We start from the raw sequence: 13,671 nt of genomic DNA, 5'->3' as shown, positions 1-13,671 counted from the left end.
TTCTGTCAACTTTTTTGATGGCAAAAAAGCAAAATGCATGGTAAAATAAGAATAATTATGTGCAGTTAAATCCCCCGCAGCGAACTACGGGGGATTTGCCCCGTGAACGGCAGTGCCCGATAAAAAGGGGCATGCTGCCATCAGACGGAACGACAGGCTCGTTGCTCACGGGAATCAACAAAAGTCGAAACAGAGGGACAAGAACAATGAGGTTTATCGGAAGCAAGACATTGCTGCTGGATCATATCAGAGCGGTTGCAGAAGAAAAGGCGCCGGATGCCCGGAGCTTCTGCGATATTTTTTCGGGAACAGCGGCTGTGGCGAGACATTTTAAGCAGTGGTATGAGGTGTATTCCAACGATCTGCTGTATTTTTCATACGTACTGCAGCGCGCTACCATAGAGAATGACAGTGTGCCGGAGTTTGGACGGCTGAAGGAAGAACTGGGCATTACGGACCCAGTGGAGTACTTTAACGGAAAAGAGACCCGGGACATGGAGGACCTGGTGCAGGAGAGACGTTTCTTTCAGAATACGTACGCCCCAACAGGCGGCCGTATGTATTTAAACGATGACAACGCCCTGCGCATTGACTATGCCAGATGTACCGTGGAGGACTGGAAGAACGCGGGACTGCTGGATGAGAATGAATACTACTATCTTGTGGCCTGCATCGTGGAGGGAATCCCGTTTGTATCCAATACTTCCGGTACGTACGGTGCGTATCACAAAAGCTGGGAACGGCGCAGCTATAAGAAATATGAGCTGTTCCGGCTGGATGTGACGACGAATCACAGGGAGAACCGCTGTTACAACGAGGACGGGGCCGAGCTGTTAAAACGGCTGCAGGGCGATATTCTCTACGTTGACCCGCCCTACAATGAGCGCCAGTATCTTCCGAATTACCATGTTCTGGAGACGGCGGCCAGATATGACTACCCGGAGGTTACCGGCGTCACGGGTCAGAGGCCTTATGAGAATCAGAAATCGGAATTCTGCATGAAGAAGAATGTGACCGACGCCTTCGAACGGCTCATCAGCAACGCCCGTTTTCAGCACATCATTTTAAGCTACAGCACGGATGGTCTGATGACGACGGAGGACATCGAGAGAATCATGAAGACGTATGGAAAACCGGAGACATTTCACATTTATGAGATTCCATACAGGAGATATAAGAGCAGAAAGGTGAAAGAGACCGAACGCTTAAAGGAACTGCTCGTTTACGTAGAAAAGCAGGTGGAACCATGTATATAAAGAGCCCGCTGAACTATACCGGGGGCAAATATAAGATCTTAAAGCCGGTTCTGGGCGCATTTCCGCGGCAGATCGGCAGTTTTGTGGATCTGTTTGCCGGGGGCTTTAACGTGGGGATCAACGTGGAGGCGGACCGCATCTTCTGCAACGATCAGATCACGTATTTGATCGGGATGTTTGGCCTGTTCCGGGAGATGGAGACGGAGGTGCTTCTTACGCGCATCCGGGGCCTGATCGCTGCGTACCAGCTGACCCAGCAGAATAAGGAAGGCTACCTTGAACTGAGACGCCACTATAATGAGAGCAAAGATTTGACTGAGTTATTCGTTCTGACCTGCTATGCGTTTAACCATCAGATCCGATTTAATAACAGCCATGAATTTAACTCTCCCTTTGGGACGAACAGGAGCTCCTTCAACGGAAACATCGAGAAGAATTTAACCGCCTTCTGCCGGGCCTTAAAGGAGAAGGATATCGTATTTTCCACTACGGATTTCCGGGAGATGGATTTGGGATTCCTGGGAGAAAACGACCTGATTTACTGTGATCCGCCGTATCTTATATCTACCGGCTCCTATAACGATGGGAACCGCGGATTCCGGGACTGGCACGAGGAGGAGGAGGCGGCGCTCTTAGGGCTGCTGGACCGGCTGAACGGTCAGGGAACGAGGTTTGCGCTCTCCAATGTCCTGTATCACAAGGGACTCTCCAACGATCTTCTCATCGAATGGAGCCAAAATTACCATATCACCTACATCGATAAGAGCTACGCCAACTGCAACTATCATTTTAAGGATAGGGACGCGGTGACGGTGGAGGTTCTGATTACCAATTACGTGCCGGAGGGGGCAGGGGAATAGAAAGCGTCATGCTATGTGACGCTTTTTTTTTATTGACTTTTCGGAGGCCGTCTTCTATAATTACATTAACGATAACATTAACGTTAATGTAAAGGAGCGGAAATGAGAGAAGGAGTGGTTTTCGATGTGGAGGAGTTTAACGTTTTCGATGGTCCGGGCCTTCGGCAGACCGTATTTTTAAAGGGCTGTCCCTTGAGGTGCAGCTGGTGCCACAATCCGGAGGGGTTAAGCGGCGTTCCCCAGCTGATGGTCAGCACCGCCTCCTGCACTGGCTGCGGGAAGTGCAGGGAGGTGTGCCGCCATGAGACGTGTATCAGCTGCGGGGAATGTATTCCTGTATGTCCGCTGCATTTAAGGCGGATTGCGGGTGAAAGGATGACCTCGGGGGAATTAATCCGGCGGATCCGAAAGAGCAGTGATTACTACGCCCGGTATGGCGGCGGAGTGACATTTTCGGGAGGTGAACCGCTTATGCAGGCGGACTTTTTGACGGAAGTTTTATACGGTATTCCGGATGTGCACCGCGCCATAGAGACCTCCGGCTACTGTGAGGAGGACGTCTTTCGGCGTGTGACCGCCCATCTGGATTATGTGATGATGGACATCAAGCTGTTTGATGCCGTCCTTCACAAAAAGTATACAGGAGTGGACAATGAAAGGATCTTAAGAAATGCCCGGATACTCTGTGAGGGGGAGATTCCGTTTGTTATCCGCATCCCGCTGATTCCGGGCGTGAATGACAACGAGGAGAATTTTAGGAGTACTGCAAAATGGATCGCAGGGGCCAGGGCACTGATCAAGGTAGAGCTTCTGCCCTACCATAAGACGGCGGGGGCCAAGTATGCCATGGTGGAGAAGGAGTACAGGCCGGTCTTTGACCCGGAACAGGCCGTATGGGTGTCACAGAAAATATTTGAAGAATATGGAATAAGGAGCGAGGTATTATGACAGAGAGAATTGAGAGGATGCGTCAGTTTTTTGTGGTGGATAAGGGGCAGAAGGCCATGTGGCAGAAAGAGGAGAACCCTTACGTGCTGGCGGAGCAGTTTGCAGCGGAAAATACTCCGGATGTGGACCGGGCGGCCAGGCGGCTGATCTATGTACTGGATAAGGAAGAGCCGGTTTTATTCGAGGATGAGCGGATTGCATTTACCAGGACGGTGACAACGATTCCGGAGATTTTTACGGAAGCGGAGATGGAAGAACTTCGAAAGGAACACTGGATTCACGAAAAGGGAGACGTGTGTAATATCAGTGTCGATTATACGAAGCTGCTGAATCAGGGCTTTGATGCGAAAAAGGCGGAGCTGGAAGCGCTCAGACAGCAGTTTTCCCAAGTGGGGGAGGCAGCAAAGGCACATTATATAAAGCTACAGATCGATATTCTGGATCATGTGCTTTCCCTTGCTGCCAGATATCAGGAATTAGCCGAAAAGAAAGGGAATGATGTGATCGCCAGGACATTGAAAGCCGTACCGGCGCACGCGCCGCAGAGTTTTCTGGAGGCGCTTTCTATGTTTCGGATCATCCATTTTACGATGTGGTGCGGGCGGAACTACCACAATACGGTGGGGCGGTTCGACCAGTATATCTATCCCTACTTAAAGGCCGATCTGGATAAAGGACTGTATACGGAAGAGAGCGCGCTGGAGCTGCTGGAAGAATTCTTCTTAACCTTTAACCGGGACAGCGACTTATACCCGGGCATGCAGCAGGGAGACAACGGCCAGAGCCTGGTGCTCGGGGGCTTGAATGAAGATGGTTCGGACAGCTATAACCTTCTGTCAGAGCTGTGCTTAAAAGCCAGCCTTGAGCTGAAGGTGATCGATCCCAAGATCAATCTCCGCGTGCATGAGAAGACGCCGCTTGGCACCTACATACTGGGGACACAGCTGACCAGGCAGGGCCTTGGCTTCCCCCAGTATTCCAATGACGACGTGGTGATTCCGGGCCTCATGGAACTGGGGTATAAGAAAGAAGATGCTTACCGCTACGTGGTAGCCGCCTGCTGGGAATTCATCATTCCGGGCGCCGCCATGGATATACCCAATATCGAGGCGCTTTCCTTCACGAAGGCCGTCTCCGACGCGGCTATGGAAAAACTGGAGCAGTGCCGGTCCTATGATGAATTCGAGAAAGCGGTCCGGGATAAAATCGATGCACAGGCCGATGAATTATGTAAACGGGTAAACGGAGTCTACCTTTTTCCCGCTCCGTTTTTATCCCTGATGATGGATGGCTGCTGTGAAAATGGAACCGATGTGTCCCTGGGATGCAAATACAACAATTACGGTTTTCATGGAACGGGTATTGCCACGGCGGCGGATTCTTTGGCGGCTGTAAAGAAGTTTGTCTTTGAGGAAAAGAGCATGGATGCCTCTTCGCTGGTGAAAGCCCTTGGGAATGACTTTGAGGGCGAGGAACTTCTCTGCAACCGTCTGCGTTATGAGTCCCCCAAGATGGGCAACAACGACGATTATGTGGATGAGATCGCGGCCCGGCTGCTGAATGATTTTGCCGATTCCCTAAAGGGGCGGGTCAATGACAGAGGCGGCATTTACCGGGCGGGAACGGGTTCCGCCATGTATTACATCCGCCATGCCGAGAACCTGCCGGCGACGCCTGACGGAAGGCGAAAGGGGGAGGGCTTTGGCGCCAATTACTCTCCCAGCCTGTTTTCCAGATGCAGGGGTCCTGTTTCCATTATCCAGTCCTTCACCAAACCGGATTTAAAACGGGTGATTAACGGCGGCCCGCTGACGCTGGAGCTTCATGACACCGTGTTCCGGACAGAGGAGAGCTGTGCCAAGGTTGCGGTGCTGGTAAAGTCCTTCATGGATCTGGGCGGCCACCAGCTTCAGCTGAATTCCGTAAACCGGGATACCATGCTGGAAGCACAGAAGCACCCTGAAAATTATAAGAATCTGATCGTGCGTGTGTGGGGGTGGAGCGGTTATTTTGTGGAACTGGATAAGGAGTATCAGGATCATATTATTCAGAGGATGGAGCTGATGCTGGCTGTATAAATGACCGGCCATTTTGTTGGAGCAGCCCCCTCCGGCTGACTGCCGCGCCGAAGGGGGCAGTCAACCGGAGGGGCAAGTTAATTCCATTCCGCCATTAAAAGAAATTCTCTGATATTTTTATGCTTAATTCCATTCCGGCCAAAATCAAATTCATCCATGGAAACGACATATTTCGGATAGTTGTCACGGATCAGATCATATACTCCAAATTCCCGGCTTATGGTATCATCCGAAGCCAGCAGATAGGAAACCTGGATATATAATTTTTCTTTTTGCCGGGTGCCGATAAAGTCTACTTCCCGTTCTCCGGATTTCCCGACAGTTACCTGATAACCGCGTCTAAGTAATTCCATATATACAATATTTTCCAGAATCAGGTTAATGTCTTTCAGATTCTCACCGAAGATAGCTTCACGAATGCCGTGGTCTGCTAAATAATATTTTTCATTTACTGTAAGTATTTTTTTTCCCTGGAGATCCTGCCGGCGGACACGATAGAGGAGAAAGGCCTCCTCACAGGCTTTTATATAGTTTAAAATGGTTTCTGTTGATACGGTACGATACTCGCTTTTCAGATATTTTGATATGGCATTGGCAGAAAAGGTATTTCCCACATTAGCGGAAATGTATGCAATAATACGCTCGAGCATGTCTATGTCGCGTATGTTATTTCTCTTTACAACATCCTTCAGAACAACGGAATTGTAAATGTCTGTCAGATATTGCCGGCAGGGTTCCGCTTCAAAACGCAGATTGCTTAGATACGGCATTCCGCCCAGGGTCAGATAACTGGAAAATACTTTCTGCTCCGTCGCCTCCGGGTATATTTCCCGATAAAGCATTAAAAATTCACGATAGGAAAATGGATAAATAACAAATTCCACATACCGGCCAGCCAGGTATGTGGCCAGTTCACCTGAAAGGAGTTTTGCATTAGAACCGGTAATGTATATATCGCATTCTAATTCAATCCGGAGTGAATTGATGCAGCGCTCCCAGTCCCGGACTTCCTGTATTTCATCGAAAAAAAGATAGCTTTTTCCATCGACAGCGGATACTCTTTTTTTGATCTCATCGTGTAGCGCTTCGGCAGTACAATACGGAATATTATTCATATCCTCAAAATTGAATGATAGAAACTGCGCAGATGTCACCCCCTGCCGCAGCAGTTCCTCTTTAATTAATTCGAGCATAACAGACTTTCCGGACCGTCTCAGGCCAGTCAGCACTTTTATAATATCCAGCCCTATAAAGGGGCGGATACGACTCATATATAATTCTCTGTTGATCATAGGGCGAGAACCTCCTGGTAACATGATATTTCATTTTATCAGTTATAGTGAACAAAATCAATATAATTATATAGTATGGCCAGTATAAAAATAAAATACACTACAGTTCACAGCCTCCTACGGGAATTCTGACAAACGCCGTCGTCCCCCGGTCCGGCTCGCTGTCAATCGTAAGCATATAATTATCCCCATAGAGCAGCCGCAGCCTGTCGTTGACATTTTTCATGCCGTAGCCGCTCGTCTGTACGGAAAACAGATGGTCCACAGCGTCCTTTTCCATGCCGCAGCCGTTGTCCTCAATCCAGATGGAGATGAAGTCCATCGTCATGTACACCTCCTTTTTCACGGTGACAGTCAGTTTTTTATCTTTCTTCATACTGTTCTTTAAGCCGTGATCCAGCGCATTTTCCACCAGAGGCTGAAGGATGAAGTTGGGAAACGGGGCGCCGGATAAGGAAGTCTCAATGTTGTATACAACGTCTATGGACTCACTGTAGGAGAAAAGCTGAATTTTTACGTAGGCCTGGATATTCATCAGTTCATTTCCCAGTGTGGTGATATCTTTTCCCTTATTCAGAGCGGTTCGGTAAAAGGTGGACAGGAGTATGACCATCTCGCTGATATCGTTCTGCCCGGAAAGGATCGCCCGGCTGTTGATAAGTGATAAAGAGTTATAGAGGAAATGTGGATTAATCTGTGCGTACAGGATTTTCTGTTGATAATTCTTTTTTTCCAGCTCATGTTTTAAGTTCACCATAATATAATGGTTGATTTCCCCCATCATGCGTGAAAAGGTGTGAAAGAGCGTGCCGATCTCGTCGTGGCGTTCGCTCACCAGGGAAACCGACAGATCGTTCATATCCCCGGAACGCACCTCGTCGATCTTCTCGGTCAGGTTCTCAATCGGAGTGACGATGGAGACGGAGATGATTAAGACCATGACTCCGAGGAACAGCAGGATAATCCAGCCAAAGGCGTAGGTGCCGCGTGTGATCGCATTTACAGCTCTGTGGATCGAGGTATACGTCTTATAGTAGCAGATGTTCCAGCCGGTCTCCGGTATGGAGGAAGTCAGCTTTAGATACTGGGTATCGGACATTTCGGCCAGAAACGGAGTCAGCTCCTCCTCCGGCAGATCGGAGGTGGAAAAGATCAGGCCTCCATCCCGGGCTGTGACCACCACATCGTACTTATCCTCCGAGAGAGATAAAAATGGTTCGAAGAACAGGTCATAGTTGATTCGGAAGGAGAGATAGTTGGAGCTTTTGTACTGTCTGATATCCCCGATCAGTCTGGTGGAATAAAGATACGGCTTGCCGTCCTCCACGGCGGAGACCCAGGTGGGAATATACTGGTTATGCACCTGGGGAAACCAGTCCTTCTGATACAGGCTGTCCAGGTCCAGAATATAGTTGTTATAGGGATGAATATCGCCGGAAGAGTAGATCGTAATCGCCTCCAGATCAGGATACAGGGCGTAGTAGGTGAGAAAAAGGGGCTCGATGGTGTCGGAATACGCCTTGTACATTTTGAAGTAATCGTCATGGTAGCTGGTGTTTAATACCTTCATAATCGCGTTGTTGTTAAACATGAAATTAGAAAGGTTGTTATACGTGACAAGCTTATTGTCAACGGAGCTGACCGCCTGCTCCAGGGCGAGTTCGGTCAGGGAACGCTCTCTTTCCAGGATAATGCGGTTGGTGTAGCGGTTGGAAAGGATGATGTAGCACAGGAACGGAAGCGCGCCCATCAGAAGGAATATGATCAGGACTTTTCTGCGGATCCCCATGTCCAGAAAGCCCCTTCGGATTTGTTTCAGTGTATTTGTCATCAGTAAGTCTCCTTCTGGCGGTAGTTCTCCGGGCTTTCCCCATAGTAATCGCGGAAACGCTGGGAAAAGTAGGACGGATTGGGAAAACCGACGGACTCGGCGATTTTGTTGACTTTCATCTCCGTCTCCAAGAGCAGCCTGGCGGCCTGCTCCAGCCGGTATTCATTGATGAATTTCATCAGGTTGCACCCGGTCTCTTTCTTAAATACGGAACAGAGATAATTGGGGCTTATGTAAAAATGGCTGGAGATGTCGTTTAAGGACAGCGGCTGGGCGTAATTCTGGTAGATATACTGCCGGATCTTATCCGACTTCAGGCAGGTTCCCTGGCTCCTCTGGGCCTGGCTGCGGAGTCTTCCGGCCAGATCGTAGGTCATATCCATCAGCTCCACGATGTTGGTGGAGCCATAGATCTTTTCCGCTACTTTATTTAAATCCGGCTGCTGGTCATCCGGCAGATAGTGGATAATCTCCTTCATCAGCTCCGTAAAACAGTATTTGACGAAAATAAGGGAACGGGTCTTCTCGTGTTTTAAGGATTCGAAGAGATCCTCCAAATGAAGCATCAGGGAATCGTAGTCCTTCAGCCGCAGATCGTCGGACACAATATCAATGGAAATATGACCGGAGGAGGCGTAGGGGTGGTCCGGCCCATCCGGCAGGAAGATATTCTGTTCCGGGAAAAAAAAGTGGTTTTCCAGCCGTTCCTCCAGCTGCGTGTAAACCTGGCTGATGGAGCCGTTGTCAGGAAGCGTCTGAAACGCCACGCAGCATTTCTGATGAAATTCCTTTTCGGCACACAGGCAGACCGACTGCGCACTGGGAAAGAGAAAGGCCCCATCCTTGAAAAAAAGAATGCTGCGGGACGGATCAAGATTCAGATAGTCGAAGGGGGTGCTGAGAAGGTCTGCCAGCTTTTCCTGAAAGGAGATGCCTTCCAGACTGAAAAATTCATTGTCACATTCGACTAACATGAGGCCGGTATAGCGGTCCTTAAAGAAGGGCGCGCTGTCCGCAAGCATACTGGATTTACCGTTGACAGCCAGCCAAAGCATGTGATTTTTCAAAAGCTTTGTCTCACTGCGGCGCGTCCTGATCTGGCGGTTGGTCTCCTCCACACCGTTTATGACGCGGGTCATGACGGAGACGAATTCGTCCGGGATCACCGGTTTCATCAGATAGTCCTCCACTCCAATAGTGATGGCGGTTTTGGCATACTCAAAATCATTGAAGCCGCTGAAAATGATGATTCTCGTATTTGGTGAAAGCTTTCTCACCTCTTTGGACAGCCCCAGACCGTCGAGAAAGGGCATGCGGATATCCGTAAAGAGGATATCATAATGATTTTCAGGTTTTCTAAAAAGCTCCAGAGCCTCCTGACCGTTTACTGCCGTGGCAACCTCGAGAGGCAGTTCGTATTTTTTTATAAGAAATGTGATGCAGTCAACATCGAGAACAGAATCATCGACAACTAAAATCTGATACATGGCTAACACTCCTTCCATTCGTGTAATTCTACAATTTATTCTAGCAGATTTGCCGGAAGGAAAATAGTGGAAGGACATAAATGGATAATTTTGTGATAGGAATGCGAAAAACCTTGTATATACAGGGAAAATGAGAGGGGATATAATAAATACATGAAACAAAACACTGCTTAAGGCGCCGTAAGCAGCCGGGGTTGAAGACTAATAAAAACGGAGGTTACCATGAAAAGAAGGAATCAATTAGTATCATTGTTACTGACCGCATGTATGGCGGGGGGCTGTCTGGCAGGCTGCGGGGGCAATACGAAGGCGCCGGAAGAATCTTCTGTAAAAAATGAAACTACAGCGAAGGAAGTTCAAAATGAGACGGCCGGAGGGGCGGCCGCAGGCACGGAGGAGGTAGATCCCTACGGTCCGGTCAGCGAGGAGAAGACCGTAATCCATGTGGGAAGAGCGGAATCGGCCAACGTTACGTACCCGGACGGTGAAGATTCCCACAACAACTACATCGTAAAATATCTTCAGGATCAATTGAATACCGAATACATATATGATTTCTCCGTTGACGACGCTTCTTATCCGACGAAGGTCGCCATGGCCATTGCATCGGGAGATATGCCGGATGTTATGAACGTAACGTATACCCAGTTGGTTCAGTTAGTGAATGCCGGCGCAGTGGAGGACATGACGGACGCATTTGCAACGTACCGTTCCGACGCACTAAAGAAATGCTTTGATTCGACCAACGGCATGTCGGAAGGTCTTGCAACCTTTGACGGAAGGCTGATGGCGATTCCTGATATCCAGCCTGGTATGGACAGCGTTCCCCTCGTCTATATCCGCGGCGACTGGATGGAAGAGCTGGGACTGGAAGAGCCGAAATCACTGGACGACATTGTGAACATTGCCAGGACCTTTATGGAGAAGAATCCTGGCGGCAACGTCACGGATGGAATCGCTGTGGGCCTCTCCTCCGATAAGAAGCTGGTTCAGAAGAACGGCGGTACGTGGCATGTAAACGGACTGTTTACCTTATTTGATGCCTATCCGAAGATGTGGATCAAACAGGATGACGGCTCCGTGGTATACGGTTCCATCACGGAAGAGGCCAAGACGGCTCTCGGAGAGATCAGAACGCTGGTAGAAGAGGGCGTTATCGATCCTTCTTTCGCAGTCAGAGATTCTGAGCAGTGCGTGGAGATGATCAGCAACGGCCAGGCAGGTATCTTCTTCGGCGCATGGTGGTCAAACCAGTGGCCGGTAGTATCCATGCTGGAAGGCGCGGCTGACTCCGTAAAATGGAATTCCTATGTAGCGCCATTGAACACGGAAGGCAAACTGAATGTCCCGATGAAGAGCCCGACTACCACTTATATTGTCGTGAAAAAAGGCTGTTCGGAAGAGATCAAGGAAGCAGTTGTAAAGACCGTGAATTATCAGTATGATTTAGACCAGTCCCAGGCTGAGAATGTCCGTCCAAACGGTATGGATTCCCCATTCTCCTGGCACTATTATCCCATCAATGTCCTTCACTGCGACTATGATGCCAAGGAAAAACAGATCCAGTCAGTGATGGACTGCATCGACGGAAAAGTGGCTTACGACGATTTAAGCGGCGACGGAAAGACCTGGTACAACGGTTATACCGCGGTTTTAAAAGACGGCTTCAGAAAGACCGTGGAGAAAAATATTTCCACTGCCAACGGCTGGGGCTGGGCCAACGGCGCCTGGACCGTGCAGAGTCAGGCCGACAAGCTGAATCTTCAGTATGCCGCAAGCTACGCGGATTCACCTTCCATGGAATCCTTATGGGCGACTCTGGAGACACAGGAGGATGAATTCTATTTACAGGTACTCACCGGAAATACCTCTGTTGATGAATTCGACAAATTCGTCAGCCAGTGGAAGGCTCTGGGCGGTGATACGATTACACAGGAAATGACGGAACTGTCTGGTGCCAATTAACGACGCCGGGTAAAGGAGAATCAGAAAACCGGAGGCCCAAAACCTCCGGTTTTCAAAATCGGGATGAACAGGAAGGAAGTTTCGTATGGGAAAAGTAGCAGGAAGGAAGAGAAGAAGAAAGGAAGGGAGACACGTAACCATAAGGCAGACATACCAATACCATCTGCTGATGCTGCCGGGCTTTATCATATTGTTTATTTATACGATTATTCCGTTTTTCGGAAATATCATGGCATTTCAGAATTATCAGCCGATTATGGGATTTTTAAAGTCCAAATGGGTGGGGCTTGCCAATTTCAAGCACATGCTGCTGCTGCCCGATACAGCCAGAATATTCCGGAACTCGTTCACCATAGCGGTGGGGAAACTGGTGCTCACGATGGTGCTGTCCATATTCTTCGCCATTCTTTTAAATGAGATCACCAGCGTGAAGTTTAAGAAATCGGTCCAGACCATCTGTTTCCTGCCGCATTTCCTGTCATGGGTGATCCTGGCAACCATATTCAAGAATCTCCTGGACACGGGAGGAATCTTAAATCAGGGGCTTATGAGTCTCGGAATCTTAAAAGAACCGTTAATGTTCCTCGGCTCCAATAAGCTGTTTCAGGGCGTGGTGATCAGCACAGATGTGTGGAAGGAGTTCGGCTACGGGGCCATTATCTTCATTGCGGCCCTCATGGGCATCAATCCGGAACTCTATGAAGCGGCCTCGGTGGACGGCGCAGGCAGACTGGCGAAAATATGGCATATTACGCTGCCCAGCATCCGCGTCACCATCGTCATGGTAGCTACCTTAAATATCGCTAATATCCTAAACGCAGGCTTCGACCAGATCTATAACTTGTACAGTCCGGTTGTGTACCAGAGCGGAGATATTATCGATACATACGTATACCGGTTGAGCTTCGTCAACGCCCAGTACTCACTGGCCACCGCCATCGGGCTCTTAAAGTCGGCGATCAGCTTCATTATGATTGTCACGGCGCATAAGATGGCTAAGAAATTTGCCAATTATCAGATCTTTTAGGGGGGGATAAACCATGAAAAAATATAATACATGGCAGAACCGGGTGTTTGACTTTTGTGTCTTTCTGCTTCTGCTTACCCTGGGACTCAGCTGTTTAATCCCTCTTTTGCATGTCATTGCGCTGTCGCTCAGCAGCAAGACGGCCGCCCTGTCCGGGAAGGTGACGCTCTGGCCGGTGGAACTGACCTTTACACCGTACAAGGTCTTAATGACCGATCAGAAGTTCATGCAGGCCATGTGGATATCCGTACAGCGGGTGGTCTTAGGCGGCGCGATCAATCTGGTTCTTACGGTAATTACTGCATTTGCCCTGTCCCAGGACGAATCGGATTTCCCGGCCAGAAAGGTGTATATGTGGTTCATGATCTTCGCCATGCTGTTCGGCGCGAGCCTCGTCCCGTGGTACTTCGTCATAAAGGCGACCGGGCTTATGGATACCATATGGGCGCTGGTGATTCCCGGAGCACTTCCGGTTTACAACACCATTCTCCTGATGAATTTTTTCAGAAATCTTCCGAAGGAGATCAAGGAGTCGGCCATGCTGGACGGAATCACCCCGTTCCAGATGATGATGCGTATCTTCGTGCCGTTAGCCAAGCCGGCAATCGCCACTGTGACCGTATTTTCCGTGGTGTTCCACTGGAACAACTTCTTCGACGGCCTTCTGCTGATGAATACGCCCAGCAACATGCCTTTACAGACCTATATCCAGACCCTGACCAATACGACAGTCAGCGTCATGAGCTCTTCTTTAACTCCGGCGGAAATCGAAGCGCTCACCTCGCTTAAGACGTTCAACGCGGCGAAGATCGTCGTGGCGTCCCTGCCGATCGTAATATTCTATCCATTTATGCAGAAATTCTTCGTCTCCGGCCTGACGCTGGGGTCGGTGAAAGAGTAGGCGCATCAAATATAAGGAGATTTCAT

The 13,671-nt window shown here is 49.2% G+C and carries 10 protein-coding genes; 7 read left to right on the top strand and 3 right to left on the bottom strand.

Going from position 1 to position 13,671, the window contains the following annotated elements; genetic code table 11:
- Positions 1-206 precede the first annotated feature (206 nt).
- The 4 genes from M1L66_RS30135 (at position 207) to M1L66_RS30120 (ending at position 5,142) form a co-directional block, all read left to right on the top strand.
- The gene (locus M1L66_RS30135; RefSeq protein ID WP_187020377.1) at positions 207-1,256 is read left to right on the top strand and encodes a DNA adenine methylase; all 1,050 of its coding nucleotides are present in this window, start codon (positions 207-209) and stop codon (positions 1,254-1,256) included.
- Positions 1,247-2,116, top strand: a complete 870-nt coding sequence (locus tag M1L66_RS30130; RefSeq protein WP_187020375.1) for a Dam family site-specific DNA-(adenine-N6)-methyltransferase — start codon at positions 1,247-1,249, stop codon at positions 2,114-2,116. The genes M1L66_RS30135 and M1L66_RS30130 overlap by 10 nt, the downstream gene beginning before the upstream one ends.
- Positions 2,117-2,218: 102 nt before the next feature.
- Positions 2,219-3,064, top strand: a complete 846-nt coding sequence (locus tag M1L66_RS30125; protein WP_434689308.1) for a glycyl-radical enzyme activating protein — start codon at positions 2,219-2,221, stop codon at positions 3,062-3,064.
- Complete coding sequence (locus tag M1L66_RS30120) at positions 3,061-5,142, top strand: pyruvate formate lyase family protein (protein WP_434689306.1); 2,082 nt, start codon at positions 3,061-3,063, stop codon at positions 5,140-5,142. The genes M1L66_RS30125 and M1L66_RS30120 overlap by 4 nt, the downstream gene beginning before the upstream one ends.
- 77 nt (positions 5,143-5,219) lie before the next feature.
- On the opposite strand, the gene M1L66_RS30115 is transcribed toward M1L66_RS30120, so the two are convergent.
- From M1L66_RS30115 to M1L66_RS30105, 3 genes are all read right to left on the bottom strand, one after another.
- Positions 5,220-6,434 (bottom strand): ATP-binding protein, encoded by a 1,215-nt coding sequence (locus M1L66_RS30115; protein ID WP_187020371.1) that lies wholly within the window; start codon positions 6,432-6,434, stop codon positions 5,220-5,222.
- Positions 6,435-6,534: 100 nt separating this feature from the next.
- The gene (locus tag M1L66_RS30110; protein ID WP_187020369.1) at positions 6,535-8,265 is read right to left on the bottom strand and encodes a sensor histidine kinase; all 1,731 of its coding nucleotides are present in this window, start codon (positions 8,263-8,265) and stop codon (positions 6,535-6,537) included.
- Entirely contained in the window at positions 8,265-9,752 is a 1,488-nt protein-coding gene (locus tag M1L66_RS30105) for a response regulator transcription factor (protein WP_187020367.1), read from the bottom strand. Before M1L66_RS30105 ends, M1L66_RS30110 begins: the two co-directional genes overlap by 1 nt.
- Positions 9,753-9,974: 222 nt before the next feature.
- Between M1L66_RS30105 and M1L66_RS30100 the strand changes: the two genes are divergently transcribed.
- The 3 genes from M1L66_RS30100 to M1L66_RS30090 all read left to right on the top strand — a co-directional run bounded on the left by M1L66_RS30100 (position 9,975) and on the right by M1L66_RS30090 (position 13,645).
- Positions 9,975-11,717, top strand: coding sequence for an extracellular solute-binding protein (locus M1L66_RS30100; RefSeq protein WP_187020366.1), 1,743 nt, complete (start codon positions 9,975-9,977; stop codon positions 11,715-11,717).
- 85 nt (positions 11,718-11,802) lie between these two features.
- The gene (locus M1L66_RS30095; protein WP_434689303.1) at positions 11,803-12,744 is read left to right on the top strand and encodes an ABC transporter permease; all 942 of its coding nucleotides are present in this window, start codon (positions 11,803-11,805) and stop codon (positions 12,742-12,744) included.
- Positions 12,745-12,757: 13 nt separating this feature from the next.
- Positions 12,758-13,645, top strand: coding sequence for a carbohydrate ABC transporter permease (locus M1L66_RS30090; protein ID WP_434689301.1), 888 nt, complete (start codon positions 12,758-12,760; stop codon positions 13,643-13,645).
- The last annotated feature ends 26 nt before the right edge of the window (positions 13,646-13,671 follow it).

The organism is Hungatella sp. SB206 (assembly GCF_051132295.1).
GTDB lineage: Bacteria > Bacillota > Clostridia > Lachnospirales > Lachnospiraceae > Hungatella > Hungatella effluvii.
The sequence above is the reverse complement of the archived record's forward strand: the minus strand, read 5'-3'. Positions and strand labels throughout refer to the sequence as shown.

Bases quoted from the DNA above. Each gene is read 5' to 3' on its own strand.
- M1L66_RS30135 (WP_187020377.1), top strand. From the start codon at position 207: ATGAGGTTTATCGGAAGCAAGACATTGCTGCTGGATCATATCAGAGCG.
- M1L66_RS30130 (WP_187020375.1), top strand. From the start codon at position 1,247: ATGTATATAAAGAGCCCGCTGAACTATACCGGGGGCAAATATAAGATC.
- M1L66_RS30125 (WP_434689308.1), top strand. From the start codon at position 2,219: ATGAGAGAAGGAGTGGTTTTCGATGTGGAGGAGTTTAACGTTTTCGAT.
- M1L66_RS30120 (WP_434689306.1), top strand. From the start codon at position 3,061: ATGACAGAGAGAATTGAGAGGATGCGTCAGTTTTTTGTGGTGGATAAG.
- M1L66_RS30115 (WP_187020371.1), bottom strand. From the start codon at position 6,434: ATGATCAACAGAGAATTATATATGAGTCGTATCCGCCCCTTTATAGGG.
- M1L66_RS30110 (WP_187020369.1), bottom strand. From the start codon at position 8,265: ATGACAAATACACTGAAACAAATCCGAAGGGGCTTTCTGGACATGGGG.
- M1L66_RS30105 (WP_187020367.1), bottom strand. From the start codon at position 9,752: ATGTATCAGATTTTAGTTGTCGATGATTCTGTTCTCGATGTTGACTGC.
- M1L66_RS30100 (WP_187020366.1), top strand. From the start codon at position 9,975: ATGAAAAGAAGGAATCAATTAGTATCATTGTTACTGACCGCATGTATG.
- M1L66_RS30095 (WP_434689303.1), top strand. From the start codon at position 11,803: ATGGGAAAAGTAGCAGGAAGGAAGAGAAGAAGAAAGGAAGGGAGACAC.
- M1L66_RS30090 (WP_434689301.1), top strand. From the start codon at position 12,758: ATGAAAAAATATAATACATGGCAGAACCGGGTGTTTGACTTTTGTGTC.